This window comes from Lysinibacillus composti (genome assembly GCF_016908465.1).
Classification (GTDB): domain Bacteria; phylum Bacillota; class Bacilli; order Bacillales_A; family Planococcaceae; genus Ureibacillus; species Ureibacillus composti_A.
The window spans coordinates 13,551-36,351 of the sequence record NZ_JAFBDY010000006.1 but is presented as its reverse complement, the minus strand read 5'-3'; the positions used below and the strand labels follow the sequence as shown (position 1 = coordinate 36,351).

The window sequence follows — 22,801 nt, the reverse complement described above, 5'->3', positions numbered from 1 at the left end:
TCCTTAGCCTTTCTCTGTATCATTCTATCCGTACTAGAACTGGTATGATTTCGAACTCAAGTTCTGACTAATCGAGCAAAAAGACAGGTAAGAGAAATATTTACCTCTCTGTCTATTGGTGTTATAATATTCAGAATATTGATTATCCCATAAATATAAAACATAATAGAAATCAATCATAAATAGATAGAAGGTTGCATCATGACATTGTCCATTACATTTGCGAAATTTTGAACTAGTTAATGTAACCGTTTACACGGAAAATCTAAAAAAGGATTAAACAATAGCTCTAAATTGCCTAGTAAAACTATTGAAATTGTAATTCACGGATTATAAACAATCAATATAGGGGTGGTAATGTTTGACGATCGATTTGAAGCGAACGAATATCAATGACGTTTTTGAATTGCCTAAAGAGGAAGCTAGTAAAGTATTTTATGATCGGATGATTACAATACCAATTTCTGCAAGAACCTCACTAAAAAAAGAACTTGTTTCCACTATAGGGGAAGATCGTACGAAGGGGGTTTTTATTCGATATGGTTGGCACTGTGGAGTTAGCGATGCCAACAAAGCCATGTCGTATCAATGGAACGATGAATTGGAATTAATCAAAACTGGTCCAAAATTTCATATTCTACATGGGTACTTAGATAATGTAGAAATAGCAGATATTCAGTTTGACGATGACAACCAATTAAATTTAATCGATTTAATTTGGACGAACTCATTTGAAGCTGGTGAATTTTTAGATGATGGAGAAATTAGTAGTAAGCCTGTTTGTCATACACTATGCGGATATGCAAGTGGCTATTTGTCCACCGTCTTAAAAAAGTCCGTTCTCGTAAAAGAAGTAGAATGTCGGGCAATGGGGCATGAACAATGCAAAGCGATTTGTATGCCTATTGAAAAATGGGGTGAACAACTAGAGAATGAAAATAGTTATTATCAATCTACTAGCATGTTACAAGAGTTAGATGAAGTGACAGCAAAGCTTAAAATTGAACGCGATCATTTGAAGCAGGCAAATGAAGTTCAACAAAAGTTGACCAATGAATTATTATCGAAACAAGGCTTACAACGAATTGTTGATTTGTTATATGAAACAACAGGATTACCGACGTTTATCGAAAATGAACAAAATAAAATCATCGTGCAATCTTCGGAAGTGATAGTTGATTTTGATTTAAGCAAAATCACTACAAAAAATACTGAATTTATTAGCATATCTCCTGAAATAGGCATACTTAGAACACCTATATTGTTTGAGCAACAAATTAAGGGTTATTTTTCATTCCTTTATTCAAATAAAAACCAACCAACTGATTTGGAATACATGATCATTGATAAAGCCTCATTAACCGCATCTGTCATATTACTAAATGAAAATATTAAGATAAATACAGAGCAAAATGTAAAGCGTAGTTTTTTAAGCGATGTATTAGAAGGTAGATTAGAAGACAAAGAAATTTACAAAATTGCCTATTATCTCAACTTTCCCCCGAATGAGTCGTATTGGATGCTGACGCTAGAAAGAACCAGCAATCAATCTGATATTAATCATGAGATAGAAGTAAATGAAGAATTAATAAGACATATTAACTTGTTTTTAAAAGAAAGAAATATCAATGCCATCGTATCTCATGAATCAGATAAGCTAATTATTTTAATTGAATATTCAACATTTAAATCGTTATGTATTGAACCACAAACATTTATCCTTCAATTATTAAAGTATTGTTTACGCCGTTTTCAAGAATATGAATTTTATATAGGTGTTAGTTCAGTCGTTGAAAATATTAGCCAGTTATCGGTTTTATATAATGAAACATTAGCTGCTTTAAAGGCAAAAAATCAACAAAAGAACATCTATTATTTTGAGGATTTGGAGATTGAAAGTGTCTTATTTCAAATCCAAGACGACTTATTAATTAATCGTTTTGTTAACCAGCAATTAGGTAGATTACTTGAAGTAGACAAGGATTTTGATTTAACAAAAACGTTATATGCCTATATAGAAAATGGTACGAATATTAATAACACAGCGAAAATTCTTTCAATGTCTATTAGTGGTTTGAGATACCGCTTGTCTAAAATTAGCGAGATTTTAAATGTAAATTTAGATGATACAAAACGGGTATTTTCAGTTTATATGGCATTGAGGATCCTAAGAGCAAAAAGTCAACTCACTTTCTAAATAACACAAAATTAAAAACCTTAGAAGCTAGTTTTTATTAACTATCTTCTAGGGTTTTTAAATTTTTTATAGATAATATTTTTCAACATAGACATGGTAAAAATGTTAGCGTTTTTCCACTTTGGTCATTATTTCAAGAAATTAATTCGCACAAATGCGCTAAAAAAAATGATTTTTTCCTACTTTTAATAGCTATTTACTGAATAATCAGACGACTATAATGAAATCAATCAGAGGTTGCTGATTGTTGTGATAACGCTTTCAAAAATAAGGGAGGAATTGAAATGGCAGTTAATTCTTTAGCAGTTCTTGAAAAAACGATTAATCGTGAAGAGTTACTTCAAAAAGCAAAAGAGGTCGGGGAATTAGCAGAAAAGTATGCTGCACAAGCCGATCTGGATACAAGACTTCCCGATGAGGTCATTGAAAAAATCAAAGAAGCTGGTTTTCAAAAGTTACTAAGACCGAAAGCGTATGGTGGTCAAAATTTAGACTACTACACATTTGGCGATATTATCCGAACAGTAGCAAACTATAATGTGTCAGCTGCATGGCTAACATATTTCGCAATTATCCATGAAACGTGGCCAGCATTTTTACCTAAAGAAGGCCGTGATGAATTATTTAATAGTAACGCTTTAATGGCCGATGTGTTCGCACCAATTGGAAAAGTGGTGGATGACGGAGAAGGGTACCGTTTATCAGGACAATGGAATTTCTGTAGTGGGGTATTCGCATGTGATTGGATTGCATTAGGTGCAGTTCACAAAATGCAAGATGGTACGGAGCCAGAGTTTAGCTTGTTTATCGTTCATAAAAAAGATGTAGAAATTATTGAAAACTGGGATTCTATTGGTTTACGAGGAACAGGTAGTAACGGTGTGAAAGTAGATAACGTGTATGTTCCACCTCATTTAGTTTTCCCGTTAACGAGAGTACTTAATGGGGCGACTGCACCAGATGGAATTTATGAAGAAGACTATCAAATTTTTAATGTACCATATCTAGCATTCTTCTTAGCAGGTTTCGCACACATTGCCATTGGAGCAGCTGAACGATTGATTCGCAACTTTAAAGAAAAAACGGAAAGTCGAATTCGTATTTTCAATAACAATACAAACGAAAAAGATGCAGGTAGTGCTCAACGTACGTTAGCAGAATTAAATATTCAGCTAGCAGCATTAAAAGCGTTAGCTAAAGAATATGCGGATCGATTACATTATTACCAAGATAATGGGATCAGGGTGTTAGAAGAAGAAGAGCGCGAACAACTATTTGCAATCCGTGGTTATATTGCGAAATCGGCGACGGAAATGGCATCACGAATTTTGATTACTCTTGGTGGTAATTCAGTATATAAGAGTGAAAGTAGTGAGCGGTTTGTTCGAGATATTCTTGCAGTTGCTGCTCATCCAACGCATCAATATGAAGATGCAATGGCAGGTTACGGAAGAACGATAGTTGGATTAAAAGGGCATCCGACTTGGTAATTTAAACTACGAACCATCTCAGTCCTGTGTAGTAAGTACGTCATGAACGTTTGTCAAAAATGAAAGTCGAGCGTTCATACTTTAACATAATTTATCTATTAATATAATTGGAGGAATGGAAAATGACAAAAGAACCTATTTTAGATGTTGCGCAACTTGCACACTTTGAGATTTATAGCCCAAAATTAGAGGAATCAGTAGGGTTTTTCAAAAACATTTTAGGAATGGACGAAGTAGGGCGTAAAGGGAATTCTGTGTATATGCGTGCTTATGAAGATCACTATCATAACACGTTAATTATAACGGAAAATGATGAAGCAGGCTTAGGCCATGTTGCTTGGAGAGCGACATCCCCTCAAGCATTAGAACGTCGTGTAGCTGCAATTGAAAAATCTGGTCGCGGAATTGGGTGGATTGACGGTGATATCGGTCATGGACGTGCCTACCAATTCACAACGCCGGATGGTCATAAAATGGAAATCTTATGGGATGTCGATTACTATGAGGCACCAGAAGATCAAAAAACACCATTATTAAATCGCCCACAAAAACGTCCAAGCCGTGGTGTACCTGTTCGTCGCCTAGACCACATCAACGTATTGGCAAGTGAAACGAAGAAGAATGTTGAGTTTTTAGAAGAAGTACTAGGTTTTAAAGTACGTGAACGTATTTTAGCAGACGATAATTCTGACGTGGCTGCTTGGTTAAGTGTAAGTAGTTTAGTACATGACATTGCATTAATGACAGATGCATTAGGTGAGTCTGGCCGTCTGCATCATATTTGCTACTGGTACGGTTTCCCTCAACATTTATCGGATGTTGCAGACTTACTAATTGAAAGCGGTTACGAAATTGAAGCAGGTCCAGGTAAACACGGCGTTACACAAGCTGCTTTCTTATATGTTGTCGAGCCAGGAGGAAATCGCGTGGAATTATTCGGAGACCCAGGCTATCAAATTTTCGATCCAGCATGGAAAACAATTGAATGGAAAGGAAAAGATTTAGAGAAAGCCATTATCTGGCATGGCTCTAACTTACCTCAAGAATTCTTCAAATATGGCACACCAGTAAAGTCTGACGTACTAGTTTAATAGGGACACGGGGACAGGCAGATACCATTTCATTAGTCAAGAATTTACCAATTAAATGTTTTGGAAGTGGAATTCACGTAGACTCCTGCGGGATAAGCATGAGGTGAAGACCCCACAGGAGCTTGCGACGAGGAGGATGAAGCCATGCCCGCGGAAAGCGAAGTGAATTCCACTTCAAACTTTAAGAAGCCTGTCCCACCCTCACATTGTAACTAAAGACTTTTGCTAAATTGAAAAGGGGAGATTTATATGATCATTGCTTCAAAATTTATCAATATTAATGGGATTCATACACATTATCATGAAGAAGGTACTGGGGATGAAAAAATTATCTTAATTCACGGCTCAGGTCCTGGCGTATCAGCCTTTGCCAACTGGCGCTTAGTCATTCCACGGTTAAGTGAATCATATCAAGTATTTGCCCCAGATATTATTGGCTTTGGAGAAACAGATAAATTAGCAGATCATAATTATCATATTGACTTATGGGTAGAACACTTAATTGGTTTTATCGAAGCCGTTTCAAACAAACCAGTATATTTAGTAGGGAATTCTTTCGGGGGTGCATTATCGCTACATATTGCGTATCGTCGACCAGATTTAGTGAAAAAACTAATCTTAATGGGTAGTGTTGGCACAAAGCATCCAATTTCTGAAGGCTTAGATCAAGTATGGGGCTATGAGCCAAGCTTGGATTCAATGAGAAATCTTATTAAATTATTCTCCTATGATCAAGCAACAGCAAACAACGAGGAGCTAGTACGTTTGCGCTATGAGGCGAGTATTCGACCTGATGTGAAAGAGGCTTTTGCAGCCATGTTCCAGGCACCGCGCCAAAGTAAGTTAGATGAACTGGCGTTAGAGGACGAGCAAATTAAACAAATTGAGGTAAAAACGTTAATTTTCCACGGTTTGAACGACCAAGTCATTCCAATTGAAGAGACGAGTTATCGCTTAATCCAATTATTACCACACGCAGAATTGCATGTATTTAATGAGTGTGGCCATTGGACGCAAATTGAAAAGACTGAGCCATTTATAGATCACATCTTAACCTTTATAAAAAAACGAATCCAAATTAAAGGTCTAAATTTTATTAAGTGGACGTGTAAGAAAGAACGAGATATCCATTAACAAATTATATTAGTGGAATCTCGTTTTTTATATTTCCTTTGTAATTTTTATAGAATAGGTACATGCCACTACCTTTATAAAAATGAGGGATAGAATTATATTAAGTTAATATAACACATAGAAAATGTATATATATGAGCGTGTTTTGAACTTCTTGTTCAAAATACGCTCTATTATTTTGCCAGCAAATAATAATAATGTGTAAGCATACAAAGCTTATCAGGAAGAAGGATTTGTTTTCAAAAAAGGAATGCATTTTTTGCTTTTAAGAAATATTTAACAATAAAATATACCTAAAAAATGATAAAAGTTTATTGTAAAACGATAAATGTCATGCTAAAATCATTTTGAAATTAATTATGTGAGGTGCTCTTTATGAAAAGAAGTTCAACACTCTTCTTAAAAGTGGCTGTTATTTTCATTGGAATTCCGGTTCTTGCGATATGTTTATTTTTATTACCTCAAATTGCGAATGAGGCAAATGAAGCAGCGGCTAGAGGGTCAGATATGGCTTTTGTGGTGTATGGGTTATTAATGGTTATGTATGTTTCGGCTGTACCATTTTACTTTGCTTTGTACCAGGCTTTTAACTTATTAAGCTATATCGATCAAAACGAGGCGTTTTCAGAGATATCTGTCATCGCTTTAAAGAAAATTAAAAAATGTGCCATCATCATCAGTGGTTTATATGTGATTGCTTTACCATTTGTCTATATCCTAGCGGAAGTAGATGACGCGCCAGGCCTTATGATCATGGGAATGGTCTTTATTTTTGCTCCGCTAGTCATTGCAGTCTTTGCAGCTGTTCTCCAAAGACTTTTACAAGAAGCGATTCAGATAAAATCTGAAAATGATTTAACGGTCTGAGGTGATCACAATGGCAATTATTATAAATATTGATGTGATGTTGGCGAAACGGAAAATGAGTGTTACTGAACTTTCGGAAAGGGTTGGAATCACGATGGCGAACCTTTCGATTTTAAAGAATGGAAAGGCAAAAGCAATTCGTTTTTCAACTTTAGAGGCGATTTGCCAGTCTTTAGATTGTCAGCCGGGGGATATTTTAGAATACAAATATGATGAAGAAATTCTAGGTTAATCTTTAATTAAGTTGATGGTTTTATGCCATCTTCTAATAAGAAGTTTACTCTTTCAATCTATTTATCACATAAAAACATTGGAGGTGAGGTTATGACGGGGGAAAAAAAGATTTATCTCCTGCTGACAGATACGAGAACTCTCTTAAACAGACTAATCAAGTCCTATACGAAAAAACCCTATAATCATGCCTCAATTGCCTTTGATGCAGAATTAAATGAGGTATATAGTTTTGGGAGAAAAACAGTCAATAATCCATTTGTTGGAGGATTCGTGAGGGAAGAAGTAGATTCACACTTATTTAGTCAAGCAGATTGTGCCATTTATTCATTAACTATTACGATTGCTGAATATCAAAAGATGGTTCAATATATAGAGCAAATAGCATCCCAAAAGAACAATTATCGCTATAACTTTATCGGATTGTTTGGTGTGATACTTAATAAACCAATCAAAAGAAAGAATGCACTCTTCTGTTCACAGTTTGTCGCATCTGTATTAAATGTAAGTAAAACAGTAAACAAAATTGAAGAAAAGGATCTTTCTCTAGTTAAACCAAGCGACTTGACGAATTTAGCAAACTTCCAATTAGTTTTTGAAGGCAAACTAGAGGATTATACAAATAGGGACATAATGCAAGAATCACTTTCTGCTTATACGAGTGGAACAGTTGCATCTTAAGTAATAGCAAGGCGATAAAGGGTAGAAGAGATAAGTATATGTAATCATTAACTTTAAGGTAAAGAGCGTGTTTTGATTTTTTTCAAGATACGCTCTTTTTTTGTTATTTATCCAAATCCAAAAACAATTAGGAATATTGAACATTTCGATTACAAACGAGCCATTTCAGTTTTCAGAATTTTTATACGGAATTGTATTGTAAAACTAGTAAAATATGTTAGAATATATCATATATGATTCAGAATATATAATATATTCTGAATCATATATTTTGAACGGCTATCAAATACAAGGAGGTGAGACTGTGAAGTTATATGCAATGTCTACGAAACCATTGAAGGTACAAGCTATGGAAATCTTACGAGATGCGATCATCGATGGCGTTCTTAAAGATGGCGACATGATAACGGAAAAAATTGCAAAAGAAAGGTTCGGGATCAGCCGCACACCATTCAGAGAAGCTGTCCAAATACTTGAAGCCAATAATTGGTTATATACAATACCTTATACAGGTACATACGTAAAACCAATAACCATGGAAGATATCGATGAAGTGTTTGAAATGAGGATGATTGTGGAACCTGCGATTGTCAAACATTTACAAAATCAGAAAGTTTCATTTGAGAAATTGTATGCTCTTACACATCACATGGAGGAGCATATTGGAGAAATGTCAGATATTGAATTTATGTCTGAAGATCGAGAATATCATGCGGAGCTTTATAGGTTAACAAATAATAAAAGACTCATTTCTACGTATGACGAAATATCTGAGATGATGCTGCGAATCGGGATTCATGTACTGTTCAAGCAGGATCGGCGTCTAGAAGTGGTGGAAGAACATTGGGCAATTATTCGGGCTTTAGAACAAGGTAACGGAGAAGAGCTATTAGTATCACACCTTAAAAAAACAAAACAGAGCTTTATCGAAGTATACCAAAGTATATAAAAATGCTGTCGTGATTTTGCGAGAATCAACGACAGCTGTGAAAAAATAACTACATTATAACTATAACATAATATCATCCTATCTACCAATCTATGTTTGATTCGATTATTACTTATATGTAAGCGGATACACAATTCGGAGGAGATATATATGAAAACAAGGTTAAGGTGGGGAGTCGTCCTATTATTATACTTGGCTACCTCAATCAACTATATGGACCGGGCTGTTTTGGGCATTGCGGGTCCTCAAATGATGGAAGATTTAAGTTTAACAACTGTTCAATTCGGTCTTTTGGGGTCGGCCTTTTTCTGGACATATACGTTAATGCAGATTCCAGTTGGCCCTATTGTAGATAAATTTGGTGCAAAGGTTACCTATGCAATTGCGATTGTTTGGTGGTCGCTATGTACGATTGCAACTGCAGGCGGTCGTTCGCTAGGATTATTACTTGGTATCCGAGCGATGATGGGTATTGGTGAATCTCCTGCATTCCCAACAAACACGAGGGTAATCAAGGACTGGTTACCATCGAAGGAACGTGGAATTGCGAATGGTATTTTTACAATGGGGATTGCTACTGGAGCGGGGCTTTCTACACCATTGCTTGCTTGGATTATTGGGAGTTGGGGTTGGCATATGGCCTTTATCCTAACAGGTGCTGTTGGCCTCATTTGGGTCCCAATCTGGTTGTACTATTATAAAAATAATCCTGCAGACAGTAAGATGAACGAGGCAGAGTTACAACATATACAAGAAGGAAAAATTGAGCAAACAGTCGTTAGTGAATCTAAAGTAAAATGGTACGAACTTTTAAAAATCAAAAATGTTTGGTGCTGTATGTATGGACTTTTCTCCCAAAACTACTTACTTTATATGATGCTAACTTGGCTTCCAACATATTTAGTTATGGAACGTGATATGAGTTTACTTAAAGCAGGCTTCAATGCGGTTATTCCATGGGTAGTTGCATCCATTGGGGCAATTTGCGGCGGTTTAATCTCTGATCGACTTGTTAAGAGAGGGTGGAGACCAATCGCAGCTAGACGAACAGTAATGTCAATCGGAATGCTATTTTGCTTAGCGATTATTCCTGCAGGTTTCGTTTCAAATGTAGGACTTGCCTTAGCTTTAATTTCTCTATCAATCGGGGGAATGATGTTTGCAAACAGTGGAACATGGGCGATTTTGACAGACATTGCACCAGAGGGCACAGTGGGTACGCTCGCTGGACTCCAAAATTTCATTGGTAATATTGCTGGATGGATTGCACCAATCATGACAGGCTTCATCGTTGGCTATTTTAAAAGCTTTGTTGGAGGGTTAGTCATTGCAGGAATTATTACCGGGATTGCATTCCTTGTTTACACATTCTTATTAAAAGAAAATGAAAAAACTGTAACTATAAATGAAAATAATGAGGTGGTATCGCCATGACAGTAAAAAAATATGAATCTCAAAATCTAAAAAAGCTCGGAAGTTTAATTCTTGAACATCAAGGAGTTTCTTCAGAACATGCAAAGACAGTTGCCCAGTCACTAATTACTGCAGACCTAAGAGGTGTGAGCAGTCATGGAATTTTAAGACTTCCCGTTTATGTTAAGCGTCTTGAGAACGGAAAAATTAAGGCGAATCCGGAAATTAAAAAAGTAGTTGAAACGGATTCGACGATTGTAATAGACGGTGATCATGGACTAGGCCATGTAGTGGCTCAAGAAGCAATTCAAGAACTAATTGCAAAATCTGAGCAGTCAAAGATTTCGGCTGTTGCTATTCGCAGAAGCAACCATTATGGAGCGGCTGCGTATTGGGCGATGCAATTGGCTGAACATAATATGATTGGACTATCTGTAAGTAATGTAGAACCTTTGATGCCTCCTCCAGGCGGTACAGAGGCAAGAGTTGGGAATAATCCAATCTCTTTTGCTGCTCCAGCAGGAGAAAGTCCAGCAATTGTTCTCGATATGGCAACAAGTGTTGTCCCACTTGGGAAGATATTGAATGCAAAAAGCAAAAATGAATCTATCCCTGAAGGTTGGGCATTAAATGCCAAAGGGAACCCGACAACAGATCCCGACGAAGTCGTAAATGGTGGATTCCTTTTCCCAGTAGGGGGGCCAAAAGGATATGGTTTATCAGTTATTGTTGACCTATTGTCAGCATTATTAAGCAATGGTGCAATTGGAGATCAGATTCATTCCATGTATCAGGATTTAGATAAACCAAATGATATTAGTAATTTCTTCTTAGAAATTAAAATTGATGGCTTTATGCAAGTGGACCAGTTTAAAGGTTTAGTAGACCAGTATATTGCCTATATCAAAAACACGCCATTAGCAGAAGGGGCAAATGAAATTTACCTTCCAGGCGAGATAGAACATCGTAACTTAGAACGAAACAAAGTAGAAGGAATTGGAGTTCCAGATAGTGTCATTTCAGAACTTGTAGAACTTGCTTCAAAGGCGGGAATCAATCAAGAACTTATTTCAAAATTAACTAGTCCACTTGAAGTCGTTGCAAATTAACAATGATTATTTAAATCATAAGTATTTGTTTTGATAGGGCAATGGGTGATGGGAGGGTTGTTTCCAATATTGATAGCCCTTCTTATCCATCCGTTTCTGTCAGATAAGATTTCTTTACTATACTTAGTGTCATTTACGATATTAATCTAATAAAAACAATTATAGGGAGAGAGTATACATGAGATTCGTTAATTTTAAAGATGGAGAAAAAAATCGATTAGGTCTTAAAGTTGAACAAGGAATTATTGATGTTGAAAAAACTGCCAATAGTCATTCCCTTGATGTTCCCCTTACAATCGAACAGGTAATCGCAGGGGGAGAGCAAAGTCTTGCTGAGTTACGTCAATTAGTCGAAAAAGAGTGTACGTATGTTTCTGATGATGAAGATTTTACATACGCACCATGCATCTCAGAGCCAGAAAAGATTATCTGTGTCGGTTTAAACTATGTTGACCATGCAGAAGAATCCAAAATGGACATCCCAACGTCCCCAGTGTTATTTAGCAAATTTAATAATGCCCTTGCTGCACATAACCAAACAATCGCCCTTCCTCCGAAGGCAGAAAAGTTTGATTATGAGGCAGAGCTTGTCATTGTAATCGGTAAAGAAGCATCAAATGTCTCAAAGGATGATGCATTATCCTATGTATTTGGGTATGCAGTAGGAAATGATTTATCTGCAAGAGACCTTCAATTCCGTACAGGCCAATGGTTGCTTGGTAAATCGCTTGATCACTTTGCTCCAATAGGACCAGAATTAGTTACTGCTGATCAAGTAGATCCAAACAATTTAAATATTAGCTGCAAAGTGAATGGAGAAACTCGTCAATCTGCAAATACAAGAAATATGATATTTGATTGCGCGACGATTATCAGTTATGTGTCGGAGTATATGACATTAAAGCCTGGAGACGTTATTTTCTCCGGAACGCCAGATGGAGTAATCCTTGGTTATCCAGAAGATCAACAAATTTGGTTGAAGTCTGGCGATGAAGTTGAAGTATCTATTGAAGATATTGGAACGTTATTTAACGTTTTAGTATAAACACCCCCTCATAAACAAATGCCCTTAATCATTTGACTAAAGGGCATTTGTTTTTTTGAGGGATGGGACAAGGGACCTGTCCCCGTTGTCCCTAATTCATTTTCTTATTATGTTTATCCCGTATAATAATTTCATAGGGTATTTCTTTAATAGAAAGTTCTTCTCGTTTTAATTCTATGATTTTCTCGACATATTTTGTGATTTGCTTAACCTGCTCATCTGAGTTCCAAAACCACTTAGGCTTTTCTAAATTCGTTTTAATAATAATTTGTAAAGGCTCAGGGTGAAATGAGTAGGCAAACCCTCTATATTCATCAAATTCCTTTTTTGTTTCATCCATGATGCTAGTAAATATCGGTTGCCATTCTTGGTCTCGTATTTGATTTTCACTTTTTTTCTGAATGTTAACCGTGAAGTTTTGCTTTGTTTTTATATAGATCGTATCCGCTATATGCTTTTCCAGAGCCTCTTTTTTCGCCAAATCTGCTTCCGTTCCCTCGATGATGATTTCGTTTTGTGGTTGAAAGGAGATTGAATAGTTTTTGAAGCCTTTTGCCCTTAATATATCTGAAATCTTAAGTGTTTCTTTTGAAATGGATTCATTTAGCTCAAGCTCTTCCTCACTCAACTGAATATATTGGTCCAATATGCGATAATCCACTTTAAAGTCTTGAAGTTCACTCTCTTTTGCAACTTTTAGAATGATATTTTCAATGTTACTTCGATTGTCTTTTAGAAATTTCTCATCAGGTACTTGTATATCTACTTGTCGATCGTCAAGTGAAAAGCCTAATCCTACTTGTTTAAATCCATTATTTTGTAGTTCAATTGAACCCTTTGTTAGAAACTCCTCAACCTTCTTTTTTTCCTTTTTTGTTTCATCCATGCTTTTTTGTATAGCTGCTTCTAAATCTTCCTCGGATTGACCATCATTTGTACCGTCGTAGTTTTTAACAAACATGATCGTTCCTGTAATCATCAATATTAAAAAAATATAACCTATAAGTCCTTTTTTCAAAATTTCACCTCAAAAGAAATGTATGTCCAATCTTTTACATTATTCTTATAGATACATCTAGAGTGAAACAACCACTTAAAATTGTATCTTTGGTAAAATAAAGGAATGATACATTTATCCTTAAAGAGGTGGGTCAATATGCAACAATTACAGTTTGAAGCGTCTTGGGAGAAAACACTAGCTCCCCAAGACCTGGAATATATAAAAGGAATTTTCCAAGCAACAAAAGATTTATATAGCTCTGAAATTTTGTTTTCACCTATACGAGAGGCAGTAAACCATAAAGGGGAACTACTCGTAACCTTATTAGTTCATAATTTTTCCGACCAGCCGTTAAAGTTTACGAACACAAGATTACTTTACAAAATTCAAGGAGATAGTAAGGCAGAAAAGGCATTTACTTTACCATCGCTTGTCATACCATCAAAAGTGAGTATGCCTTGGACGTTTATTTTCCCGAAGGACAACTATACGCTTTCATCCTCATTTGAAAACGGGCAGTTAGAGATACTTAAATAAACTATATAAATCAAGTTCATGTTGCGAAAAATACAAAAAAGGTGGAATTACTATGTCAAAAACGAATCAAATCATCATTCCGGCTTTATGGTATGACAAGGAAGCAAAAGAAGCAGCAGAGTTTTACACTTCTTTATTTCCAAACTCAAAAATGTCGGATGATTTAACTCTACATGATACACCATCCGGCGATGCCAATCTTGTTTCTTTTGAACTTTGGGGACAAAAGTTTTCTGCAATCAGCGCCGGGCCATATTTCAAGTTTAATCCTTCTGTATCATTTATGGTGAACTTTGATCCATCCCGTGTGGAAAACCCGAAAGAACTGATTGATCACATTTGGAGCAAAATGTCTGATGGTGGTACCGTGTTAATGCCACTTCAGCAATATCCTTTCAGTGAATGGTATGGCTGGATTCAGGACAAGTATGGTTTATCATGGCAATTAAACTTAACTAATCCTGAAGGGGAAGAGCGTCCTACTATCGTGCCTTCGTTATTATTTGTGGGGGAACAATGCGGCAAAGCAGAGGAAGCGATGAACTTTTATTTATCAGTATTTAAAAATTCAAAACGAGGACAGCTTTCTCGCTACCCGCAAGGAATGGAACCTGATCAAGAGGGAACGGTTATGTACTCTGATTTCTGCTTAGGGGATGCTTGGTTTATCGCAATGGATAGCGCACATGAGCATAAATTCAGTTTTAACGAGGCTATTTCATTTATGGTATACTGCGATACACAAGAAGAGATTGATTACTACTGGAATAAGCTCTCAGCAGTACCTAAATCCGAACAATGCGGTTGGGTAAAAGACCAGTTTGGCATCTCTTGGCAGATTGTTCCAAGTAACATGGACGAAATAATGAGCAATAGTACACCAGAACAACTAAATCGTGTCAATCAAGCTGTACTGAAAATGAAAAAACTCGATATGGCAGAAATACAAAAAGCCTATGAAGGAAAATAAAATTTTTACGAAAACGTATTAAGGCGTGAATTCATCCAATAGAAACTGCATTAGGGGTTGAAACAACTTCAATTACGATAGCAGTAGACTGGCGGATTCACGCTTTTTTATGAGGTCAAAATCAAAATTTCATCGAATGATTGAAGGTAAAAGGGAAGGGAAGTTGAATTATATAAATGATGCCATACTTAGAAGATTGAAGTTTCATAGAGGAGTGATGTAATGGAACATGTAAAAAAATATACAATTGTCGAAAGTGATATTGATGAGCTAGGTCATATGAATTATTTAAAATACGTAAAGCATTTTGAAAAAGCTCGCTTCGAATGGATGAAAGAAATAGGATTAAGCACTGAAACATTACTTGGGGCAAAGCTCGGAACGGTATTGTTGAAATTCGACACAGAATATAGAAAAGAAGTACGTCTTGGGGACACCGTTGAAATTCGCACGAAGTTGAAGAAAGTTGGTAATAAAAGCTTTACTCTTGAACAATTGATGTATCATGGGGAGCTACTATCATCGACTACAAACGTAATTTTAACGATCATGGACTTACAAACACGAAAAGCCATTCCAGTACCCGATGAAATTGCAAAACTTAAAACGAATATAAATTGATAGATAAACTTTTAACATTACCTTGGTTACAAACTGATGTTTTTTGGATTTGTCCGAGCCTCTTTTTGTGCTTAGCTCGAATGAAATAAACGGTTAAATAAATGACTCGAGAAAACAAAAAACTAGATTATAGAAAAAATCAATATAAAAATATTTTTATATTAGTTATATTTATAAAGGGATTAAATACCTGTTCGTAGAATTATTACAAAATATTTCTATAGAAACAGGGGTTGATGAATGAAAGATGGTTGTTAAAGATGCTCAAGTAAGGGAAGTAACAATATTTAGTCATAATGGGAATACAATTAAAACGGAAGACAAAGAGATTCAAATCATTGCTAGATTTGAAGAACCGTTAGTTGTTGTTTTAGGCTCCGTACTAGATGATGAGGAATGTGAGGCGCTTATTCAATTATCAAAAGATAGCCTTCAGCGTTCAAAAATCGGAAGTACTAAAGAAGTGAGTGACATACGAACAAGTAGTGGGGCATTTTTATCTGACATGAACAATGAGGTTCTTGCGCGGGTAGAAAAAAGGGTTTCGGCCATTATGGGGATTCCTATAGAACATGGGGAAGGACTACATATTTTAAATTACAAACCTGGTCAAGAATATAAAGAGCATTACGATTATTTCGCTTCGACAAGTAAAGCCGCGATGAACAATCGCATTAGCACGCTTGTACTATACTTAAACGATGTGGAAGAGGGAGGCACAACCACTTTCCCGAAACTAGGGTTAACTGTTTGTCCGCAAAAGGGGATGGCAGTGTACTTTGAATATTTTTATAATGATCCAATGTTAAACGAGTTAACACTCCATGCAGGTTCTCCTGTAATAGAAGGAGAAAAGTGGATCGCAACACAATGGATGCGAAGGCAGAAAGTGAATTAGGGACAGAGGGGACAGGTACACTGTCCCTTTTTCATTTTGTAAATCGGGACGAGGGACCTGTCCCCCTGTCCCTAATATACCAACTTCAAGAAATCTTCTTTTGTAATGCCGCCGAAATAGTGGGCGATGTCGATGTCACCTAATTTTTCACCGATTGCTTCGCGGCTATATGGTACGCCGATGAGTAATTGTTCGATGTCTGTTACTTCACCAACACCGAAAAAGTCTCCGTAAATTTTCGCTTCTTCAATAATTCCTTTGTTTACTTCTAAACGAATATCGATTCCCCCTGATGGGAAGCGCTCTGTTTTTTGGATGTTAAAGCGCGGTGATTTGCCATAGTTCCATTCCCATGTTTGATAACGATTGCGAGAGATTTCATGGATTTTCTCCCAGTCTTCATCCGTCAATTCATAATAATTGATGTGATCTTCATCACCGAAGATTGATTTTAAAATTTCAAGTTTAAATTGTTCTATGGTAATTTCTTCTTTTAAGAAGGGTAGAATATTCGTTACGCGGGAACGAACTGATTTAATGCCTTTTGATTCGATTTTGTCCTTTTTCACTTTTAATGCATCCACAACAGCATCAATATTTAGATTGAACATTAAAGTACCATGGCTAAACATACGTCCTTTTGTTGCGTATTGGGCATTCCCTGATACTTTTCGACCTTCTGCTAAAATGTCATTACGACCGGAAAGCTCAGCTTGTACACCTAATTTTGCTAATGCATCCACAACTGGTTGTGTGAATTTTTTATAGTTATGGAAAGACTCTCCATCATCTTTTGTAATAAAGCTAAAATTCAAATTGCCAAGATCATGATAAACGGCACCGCCACCTGATAAACGACGCACCACAATGACACCATTGTCTTCTACATAATCTGTATTAATTTCTTCAATTGTGTTTTGATTTCTACCAATAATGATTGATGGTTGATTAATATAGAAAAGTAGATAAGAGTCTTCCTCAATATCTAAATTTTTTAAGATATATTCCTCAATTGCTAAGTTTACGCGCGGATCTGTAATTCCTTTATTATCTATAAAATACATGTTGTCTTCTTCCTTTCACATTAAAACAATTCCTACATAATTAAAGCACATAAAAACACTACATTAAGATTATAACAAATTAGCCACAATTATCTATTGTCAAGTAGTTCATCTGTCTCTAATCGAACAAAGCTTGTATAAAAAATTAATAATAAATACAAATTAACTATAAACTGGCTTTTTCTAGTAGGAGTTTTACGATGAGACGTTCACTTTTTACAAGAGTATACAAAAAATCAACAGATCAGCAATATGAAAGCGCCACCCAACAATCTGAAAGTGAATTTAACATTCCTATTGGATTAACTTTGAAAGAGAATGTCGAAATTATCAAAAAAAAACTGGGAGATCCCAGTGACTTAATCGTTCGAGATATTACAGTTGGTAAAAATAAACATAAATGTTCGATTCTTTATTTAAGTGGTTTAGCCGACCAAAAACTTGTAAATGATAATATCTTAAAAATGGTACAAACAGAGATAAGTCAAAGTGATACGAATTCGAACCAATCAGGGACAGGTCAAAGTGAACCCAATGCGAATCCATCAGAGGCAAGTCAAAGTGAACCCAATGCGAATCCATCAGAGGCAAGTCAAAGTGAACCCAATGCGAATCCATCAGGGACAGGTCAAAGTGAACCCAATGCGAATCCATCAGAGGCAAATAAAAATAATCCTAAATCAAGTCAATCAGGGGGAACTCAAAGTGATCCCAATTTACTTGAAACGATTGAACAACATGTGATTGCCATCACAGATACGAAAAAAGGTCAAACTTTATATGAGGTAATCAATGCGATTTTGTCCGGAAACGCAGTGTTCTTATTAGATGGAGTAAATACGGTTTTAGTGATGGGGACGACAGGATATGAGACTCGTTCGATTGAAGAGCCTCAGTCTGAAGCGGTCGTACGTGGACCTAGAACAGGGTTTATTGAGAATATTGATAAAAATATTACCTTAATACGCCGTGAACTAAAAGATCCGAATCTGCGTTTTGATGTTCATGAGGTTGGAAGACGATCGAAACAAAAGGTAGTCGTATGTTCTATTGCTGGGATTGTGAATCCAGATATTTTAAATGAAGTGAATCGTAGAATAAAAACAATCGATATCGATGCTGCACCAGATTCAGGTTTTGTGGAACAGTGGATTGAAGATAGTTTTTTATCACCTATTCCCCAAATACTTGATACGGAGCGGCCGGATCATGTCACGTATTCGGTTTTACAAGGGAAAGTTGCGATTCTTGTGGATGGAAGTCCTTTTGCACTGATTGCACCGGTCATGTTGGGTGAACCTTTACAATCAATAGAAGACTATAGTCAACGCTGGGCTATTGGGACTCTGTTGAGATTATTAAGGTTTTTATCAATTTTTATTTCACTTTTTTTACCTGCTATTTATGTAGCATTAACTTCTTATCATCCAGGCATGCTTCCGACAAAATTAGCATTTTCTATTGCAGCAACGAGGGAAGGGGTACCATTTCCATCGATTTTCGAGGCGCTATTAATGGCGGTCACATTTGAAATCTTGCAAGAGGCGGGAATTCGATTGCCTAAAGCAATTGGATCAACCATTGGAATTGTAGGAGGTATCGTTATTGGAGATGTTGCAGTAAGTGCAGGCATTGTTAGCCCGGCCATGGTAATTATTACGTCACTTACAGCCATTGCATCTTTTACTACACCCAATTATAGTTTAGCAACCGGCTTAAGGGTATTGAGATTTGGCCTATTAGCTGCAGCATCCATATTGGGTCTTTACGGTATTATACTAGTTTTTATCATGATGTGTATTCATATTGTGAACTTAAAAAGTATGGGAGTTCCATTCTCATCACCGATCGCCCCATACTTTTTAGGGAATTTGAAAAATTTACTAATCCGTTCCCCAATTATCACACTTAAGAAACGCCCACCTTATTTAGAACCAAGAGATATTAACAAAATCAATGATGGAGGCAAATCTAAATAATGAAACCTATGAATGGTGCGGGAATTATTAGTGACCGAGACATCTTGATTGCTGTGACGATAAATATTCTTGGGGTATACACGCTATCCCTTCCAAGAATACTTGCAGAAGAAACAACTGCAGCTGATGGGTGGGTCGGGATTTTATTGGGGGGAGGCGTTGCATGTATTTTGGCATGGGTTGTTGCAAAATTGACCTTATTATATCCAAATAAATCCTTCTTTTCCATCGCTTCTGACTTAGTAACCAAACCCATTGCTGTAATTTTAACTTTTCTATTCACTTTACAATATATTGCCATTACTTCATTTCAAGTTCGTGAAGTATCGGCACTTGCTCATCAGTATTTATTTGATCAAACGCCGTTAGAAGTTATTTCCTTGTCCTTTCTATTAGTCGTTGTTTATGGTGTATGTGGTTCACGCGCCGGAATTTTTAGATTAAATGCTCTTTTTTTGCCTTTTGTGTTGGTCGGGTTATTAGTAGTAGTCGTAGTACCCTTAGTTTTTATTAAAACAGAGAATTTATTACCCGTGTTTCAAACAGATTTCAAAGGATACGTACAATCTACCTATTCAAGCCTCAATACGTTTGCGGGTTTTGGCATTATCCTTTTTTATATTGCCCTTGTGAAAAATCCTAAAAACACACCTAAAATGGCGGTTAAGGGTGTAATATTTAACACAATACTTTATACAATACTTTACATTGTTTGTATTGGTACTTTTGGAAATAGCACGACAGCAAATATATTTTTTCCTACTTTTGATTTATCTAGAACTGTCGAAATACCGGGTGGTTTTTTTGAACGGTTTGATGCGTTTTTATTTCTTGCTTGGACCATTATCTTGTTCGTCCATAGTTTAATGGCGTTTGATATTGCTGTCATGACCTTAATGATGGTCTTTAAAAAGGTTAAAAAGATAATGCTCGTCATTACATTAACACCATTGATTTTTTTTATAAGTATGATCCCAAAGGATTATGTAGAGCTGACTCATATAGCAAGATATATTAGCTTAATAAAATTGACAAGTTTACTTCTTGTGGTCGTCCTTCTATGGTCAGCTTATAAAATTAAAGGCGGAAAACAAAGTGAATAAATTTACGCTTATATGTAGTTTAATATTTTATTTACTTATACTTACTGGTTGTTGGGATAACGTTGAAATTGAAGAAAGAGCTTTTGTTTATGGGTTGGCGATTGACCGTACTGAAGAAAGCAAGAGCAATTCCGAAATCGAATTAACGGAGCAGCTTATTGTACCAGAACAATTTGCTTCTACAGGTAGTGGGGGTGGCGGTAGTGGGCCAGCATTTAGAAATCTTACTGCAAGTGGTGAAACGATTTTTGACGTAAATCGTGAGATGTTTAAACAGGCTAGTCGAACTACAGATCCAACACATTTGTTGCTCGTCCTTTTTTCTGAAGAACTTGCGAAAGAACCAAAACGACTAGAACAATTACTAGATGTCTTTCTTCGAGAAAAGGATATGCGAAGAGGGATTAATATTGCCATTACAAGCGGAAAAGCTAGTGAATTGTTAACGGTCGTGCCCGAACATGAAAAGGTGCCAGCACAATACATTAGTAAATTATTAGAACAGAAGAAGAATTTAGAGATAATAAATGTTGTCAAAATTGGAGATATCCAAAATAAGTTGCTTGATAATGTAAGTTTTCCACTACCACTACTTAAAACTATGAACCCTACAGTAATTGATTATGAAGGCATTGCCATTTATAACGCCCAAAAAGATCAAATTGTGGGGACTTTAAAAGGGGATTATGCGAAAGGGTTAAGCTTTATGAGTGGTAAAAAACATACTGGAACAATAAACATTGAAGTCGATCAAGAAAAAGCGACGGTTGAACTGACCGAAATAAAAAGTAGCTTTTCTCTTATTAACGATGATCCTAATAATTTACACATCTCCGTTAATGTTGAAGTAGAAGGTACAATTGCCGAACAGCTTGGAACGGACGATGTATTGGATAGGGAAGTATTGCAACAATTTAATCGCGCATTAGAAAAGGAAATTGAAAAATTGACAAAGGGAACATTAACAATTTTGCAAAATGATCTTCAAACGGATGCCATAGGTTTAGGTAGTTACCTATTTCAACATCATCCAAAGCTTTGGAAATCCGTTAAAGTTGATTGGGAAACAGGGGAAAAGTATTTTACACAAAGTCGGATCGACGTCATAGCAAATGCTACCGTTAACCGACCAGGAAGCATCATTCGAACAACAAATAATTAAGGAGGTTTAGTAGGATGATGAAGATCATTACCGAACGGATCTCAGGATTAACAATTCTCTGTACATTTCTCTCCTTTGTGATCCCCTTTACGATTTACAAAATAAATGAAAAAATCCATATGAGCACAGACCCACCTTGGAAGCAGGAAGATAGAAAGAATCAAGAGTCTTCTTCAAATGAGTAAAGCGACTAGGGTTTCAATTAGGGCATGGATTCTCTGGTGATTGAGACAGGCATTATATGGGCTTGGTGTTGACCTTTTCGTTTGGTGAAAGAGGCTGGGACATAAGTAGAATTATTAAGGAAAGCCACTATTATTTTTAGTAAGATATTGATATTTTACAGTTTGAGAGCAATAACTGTTAGCCATTCTCCGAAAAACTGCGGCCCACTGTAAGCCGCGCTAGTTTCCGGAAAGTTTAGAAGGACAAATTTTATGTGAGCGGACCTAACACAAAGCACAAAGACAAGTCGTAAAGACACGTACCACGTGGCTTTGCGGCTTGTGTGGGGAGCGAAAACGCCACGTCCGCATGTCTCGCTCCCATGACCAACGTCGTGTTGGCCTCTTAGTCCGCTCTCACCGGATACTTAATAAGAATCATAATTAGAATTAATAGAAAAAAACATCAGTTTTCTCTTTATGAGAAAACTGATGTTTTTTGGATTTGTCCCGGCCTCAGGTCATTGTATTAAGTGTAAATGATCTTAGATGGAATCTTTTTTTTGGGCTTAATTCATTTTAATCGTCATATACTCAATTAAAAAGGAGATTATTAGTTGGAAAAGCGGAAATTCACTTTAGTCGGGCTTGGGATTATTATCATCTTATCTATTTCAGCAATATTCATATTGAATGGTGCTAAATCTAAAGGAGAGGATCCTGAAATTATCGAGGTGTCTGCTCCAGTGGTCAATCCCGAGTTGCAAGTATTGCATGATAAGAAGGTAAAAGAAGCAGATGTGATTACAAAGTATCTCCAGGAAGAGAATGGTTTTTTTGAACAGGTGGGGAATAGGTTAACCGAAAAAGATTATGAATTTCAAATGATGCTTGCCGTTCGTTCAATTGATGATATTCAGGTTAAATATATTTTGACAAATAAAAAAGTAACTGAAGCTGAGCAGGGAGAGGTCAAATCTATTTTCTATGAGATCGTTGAAAAGAATAATCTAGATCCACATTCATTCACTTTAACAGTCAGTGATCGTGATTAAGGATCGGAATGGTAGACAGCGCAGAATAGTTACATATAGAT

Annotated in this window: 22 protein-coding genes; 20 read left to right on the top strand and 2 right to left on the bottom strand. The window is 36.2% G+C overall.

Annotated elements, in window-relative coordinates:
* The first annotated feature begins 361 nt into the window (after positions 1-361).
* The 11 genes from JOD29_RS08410 (at position 362) to JOD29_RS08360 (ending at position 12,207) form a co-directional block, all read left to right on the top strand.
* A complete protein-coding gene (locus JOD29_RS08410) occupies positions 362-2,197 on the top strand; it encodes a XylR N-terminal domain-containing protein (RefSeq protein WP_239585635.1) in 1,836 nt (611 codons plus the stop codon).
* Positions 2,198-2,481: 284 nt separating this feature from the next.
* Positions 2,482-3,687, top strand: coding sequence for an acyl-CoA dehydrogenase family protein (locus tag JOD29_RS08405; RefSeq protein WP_124764175.1), 1,206 nt, complete (start codon positions 2,482-2,484; stop codon positions 3,685-3,687).
* Positions 3,688-3,809: 122 nt separating this feature from the next.
* Positions 3,810-4,778, top strand: a complete 969-nt coding sequence (locus JOD29_RS08400; protein WP_124764174.1) for a catechol 2,3-dioxygenase — start codon at positions 3,810-3,812, stop codon at positions 4,776-4,778.
* A 249-nt stretch (positions 4,779-5,027) separates the two neighbouring features.
* Positions 5,028-5,912 (top strand): alpha/beta fold hydrolase, encoded by an 885-nt coding sequence (locus JOD29_RS08395; RefSeq protein ID WP_124764173.1) that lies wholly within the window; start codon positions 5,028-5,030, stop codon positions 5,910-5,912.
* Between the two features lie 375 nt (positions 5,913-6,287).
* Positions 6,288-6,779: a DUF2975 domain-containing protein gene (locus JOD29_RS08390; RefSeq protein WP_124764172.1), complete on the top strand. Its 492-nt coding sequence runs from the start codon at positions 6,288-6,290 to the stop codon at positions 6,777-6,779.
* A gap of 10 nt (positions 6,780-6,789) precedes the next feature.
* Complete coding sequence (locus tag JOD29_RS08385) at positions 6,790-7,011, top strand: helix-turn-helix domain-containing protein (RefSeq protein ID WP_124764171.1); 222 nt, start codon at positions 6,790-6,792, stop codon at positions 7,009-7,011.
* A 92-nt stretch (positions 7,012-7,103) separates the two neighbouring features.
* The gene (locus JOD29_RS08380; protein WP_124764170.1) at positions 7,104-7,691 is read left to right on the top strand and encodes a hypothetical protein; all 588 of its coding nucleotides are present in this window, start codon (positions 7,104-7,106) and stop codon (positions 7,689-7,691) included.
* A 304-nt stretch (positions 7,692-7,995) separates the two neighbouring features.
* Positions 7,996-8,640, top strand: a complete 645-nt coding sequence (locus JOD29_RS08375; protein ID WP_158610540.1) for a GntR family transcriptional regulator — start codon at positions 7,996-7,998, stop codon at positions 8,638-8,640.
* A 150-nt stretch (positions 8,641-8,790) separates the two neighbouring features.
* Complete coding sequence (locus JOD29_RS08370) at positions 8,791-10,074, top strand: MFS transporter (protein WP_124764168.1); 1,284 nt, start codon at positions 8,791-8,793, stop codon at positions 10,072-10,074.
* Complete coding sequence (locus JOD29_RS08365) at positions 10,071-11,162, top strand: Ldh family oxidoreductase (RefSeq protein ID WP_124764167.1); 1,092 nt, start codon at positions 10,071-10,073, stop codon at positions 11,160-11,162. Before JOD29_RS08370 ends, JOD29_RS08365 begins: the two co-directional genes overlap by 4 nt.
* Positions 11,163-11,340: 178 nt before the next feature.
* On the top strand, positions 11,341-12,207 hold the full coding sequence (locus JOD29_RS08360; protein WP_124764166.1) for a fumarylacetoacetate hydrolase family protein: 867 nt from the start codon (positions 11,341-11,343) through the stop codon (positions 12,205-12,207).
* Between the two features lie 91 nt (positions 12,208-12,298).
* On the opposite strand, the gene JOD29_RS20420 is transcribed toward JOD29_RS08360, so the two are convergent.
* On the bottom strand, positions 12,299-13,225 hold the full coding sequence (locus tag JOD29_RS20420; RefSeq protein ID WP_239585634.1) for a hypothetical protein: 927 nt from the start codon (positions 13,223-13,225) through the stop codon (positions 12,299-12,301).
* A 138-nt stretch (positions 13,226-13,363) separates the two neighbouring features.
* Here JOD29_RS20420 and JOD29_RS08350 point away from each other — a divergent pair, with 138 nt between their 5' ends.
* The 4 genes from JOD29_RS08350 to JOD29_RS08335 all read left to right on the top strand — a co-directional run bounded on the left by JOD29_RS08350 (position 13,364) and on the right by JOD29_RS08335 (position 16,233).
* Positions 13,364-13,744, top strand: coding sequence for an SLAP domain-containing protein (locus tag JOD29_RS08350; protein WP_124764165.1), 381 nt, complete (start codon positions 13,364-13,366; stop codon positions 13,742-13,744).
* A gap of 52 nt (positions 13,745-13,796) precedes the next feature.
* Positions 13,797-14,714 (top strand): VOC family protein, encoded by a 918-nt coding sequence (locus tag JOD29_RS08345; protein ID WP_124764164.1) that lies wholly within the window; start codon positions 13,797-13,799, stop codon positions 14,712-14,714.
* A gap of 222 nt (positions 14,715-14,936) precedes the next feature.
* Positions 14,937-15,335: an acyl-CoA thioesterase gene (locus JOD29_RS08340; RefSeq protein ID WP_124764163.1), complete on the top strand. Its 399-nt coding sequence runs from the start codon at positions 14,937-14,939 to the stop codon at positions 15,333-15,335.
* 247 nt (positions 15,336-15,582) lie between these two features.
* On the top strand, positions 15,583-16,233 hold the full coding sequence (locus tag JOD29_RS08335; RefSeq protein ID WP_124764162.1) for a 2OG-Fe(II) oxygenase: 651 nt from the start codon (positions 15,583-15,585) through the stop codon (positions 16,231-16,233).
* Between the two features lie 71 nt (positions 16,234-16,304).
* Here the strand turns inward: JOD29_RS08335 and JOD29_RS08330 are convergent, their stop codons facing one another.
* Complete coding sequence (locus tag JOD29_RS08330; protein ID WP_124764161.1) at positions 16,305-17,297, bottom strand: lipoate--protein ligase; 993 nt, start codon at positions 17,295-17,297, stop codon at positions 16,305-16,307.
* A gap of 200 nt (positions 17,298-17,497) precedes the next feature.
* Here JOD29_RS08330 and JOD29_RS08325 point away from each other — a divergent pair, with 200 nt between their 5' ends.
* From JOD29_RS08325 to JOD29_RS08305, 5 genes are all read left to right on the top strand, one after another.
* Positions 17,498-19,276, top strand: a complete 1,779-nt coding sequence (locus JOD29_RS08325; RefSeq protein WP_124764160.1) for a spore germination protein — start codon at positions 17,498-17,500, stop codon at positions 19,274-19,276.
* Positions 19,276-20,379 carry a GerAB/ArcD/ProY family transporter gene (locus JOD29_RS08320; RefSeq protein ID WP_124764159.1) on the top strand — a complete coding sequence of 368 codons (1,104 nt, stop codon included), beginning with the start codon at positions 19,276-19,278 and terminating at the stop codon, positions 20,377-20,379. Before JOD29_RS08325 ends, JOD29_RS08320 begins: the two co-directional genes overlap by 1 nt.
* Positions 20,372-21,541: a Ger(x)C family spore germination protein gene (locus tag JOD29_RS08315; protein WP_158610539.1), complete on the top strand. Its 1,170-nt coding sequence runs from the start codon at positions 20,372-20,374 to the stop codon at positions 21,539-21,541. Before JOD29_RS08320 ends, JOD29_RS08315 begins: the two co-directional genes overlap by 8 nt.
* A gap of 14 nt (positions 21,542-21,555) precedes the next feature.
* Positions 21,556-21,726, top strand: a complete 171-nt coding sequence (locus JOD29_RS08310; protein ID WP_158610538.1) for a hypothetical protein — start codon at positions 21,556-21,558, stop codon at positions 21,724-21,726.
* A 596-nt stretch (positions 21,727-22,322) separates the two neighbouring features.
* Positions 22,323-22,760 carry a hypothetical protein gene (locus JOD29_RS08305; protein WP_124764157.1) on the top strand — a complete coding sequence of 146 codons (438 nt, stop codon included), beginning with the start codon at positions 22,323-22,325 and terminating at the stop codon, positions 22,758-22,760.
* The last annotated feature ends 41 nt before the right edge of the window (positions 22,761-22,801 follow it).

Bases quoted from the DNA above. Each gene is read 5' to 3' on its own strand.
- JOD29_RS08405 (WP_124764175.1), top strand. From the start codon at position 2,482: ATGGCAGTTAATTCTTTAGCAGTTCTTGAAAAAACGATTAATCGTGAA.
- JOD29_RS08400 (WP_124764174.1), top strand. From the start codon at position 3,810: ATGACAAAAGAACCTATTTTAGATGTTGCGCAACTTGCACACTTTGAG.
- JOD29_RS08395 (WP_124764173.1), top strand. From the start codon at position 5,028: ATGATCATTGCTTCAAAATTTATCAATATTAATGGGATTCATACACAT.
- JOD29_RS08390 (WP_124764172.1), top strand. From the start codon at position 6,288: ATGAAAAGAAGTTCAACACTCTTCTTAAAAGTGGCTGTTATTTTCATT.
- JOD29_RS08385 (WP_124764171.1), top strand. From the start codon at position 6,790: ATGGCAATTATTATAAATATTGATGTGATGTTGGCGAAACGGAAAATG.
- JOD29_RS08380 (WP_124764170.1), top strand. From the start codon at position 7,104: ATGACGGGGGAAAAAAAGATTTATCTCCTGCTGACAGATACGAGAACT.
- JOD29_RS08370 (WP_124764168.1), top strand. From the start codon at position 8,791: ATGAAAACAAGGTTAAGGTGGGGAGTCGTCCTATTATTATACTTGGCT.
- JOD29_RS08365 (WP_124764167.1), top strand. From the start codon at position 10,071: ATGACAGTAAAAAAATATGAATCTCAAAATCTAAAAAAGCTCGGAAGT.
- JOD29_RS08360 (WP_124764166.1), top strand. From the start codon at position 11,341: ATGAGATTCGTTAATTTTAAAGATGGAGAAAAAAATCGATTAGGTCTT.
- JOD29_RS08350 (WP_124764165.1), top strand. From the start codon at position 13,364: ATGCAACAATTACAGTTTGAAGCGTCTTGGGAGAAAACACTAGCTCCC.
- JOD29_RS08345 (WP_124764164.1), top strand. From the start codon at position 13,797: ATGTCAAAAACGAATCAAATCATCATTCCGGCTTTATGGTATGACAAG.
- JOD29_RS08340 (WP_124764163.1), top strand. From the start codon at position 14,937: ATGGAACATGTAAAAAAATATACAATTGTCGAAAGTGATATTGATGAG.
- JOD29_RS08335 (WP_124764162.1), top strand. From the start codon at position 15,583: ATGGTTGTTAAAGATGCTCAAGTAAGGGAAGTAACAATATTTAGTCAT.
- JOD29_RS08330 (WP_124764161.1), bottom strand. From the start codon at position 17,297: ATGTATTTTATAGATAATAAAGGAATTACAGATCCGCGCGTAAACTTA.
- JOD29_RS08325 (WP_124764160.1), top strand. From the start codon at position 17,498: ATGAGACGTTCACTTTTTACAAGAGTATACAAAAAATCAACAGATCAG.
- JOD29_RS08320 (WP_124764159.1), top strand. From the start codon at position 19,276: ATGAAACCTATGAATGGTGCGGGAATTATTAGTGACCGAGACATCTTG.
- JOD29_RS08310 (WP_158610538.1), top strand. From the start codon at position 21,556: ATGATGAAGATCATTACCGAACGGATCTCAGGATTAACAATTCTCTGT.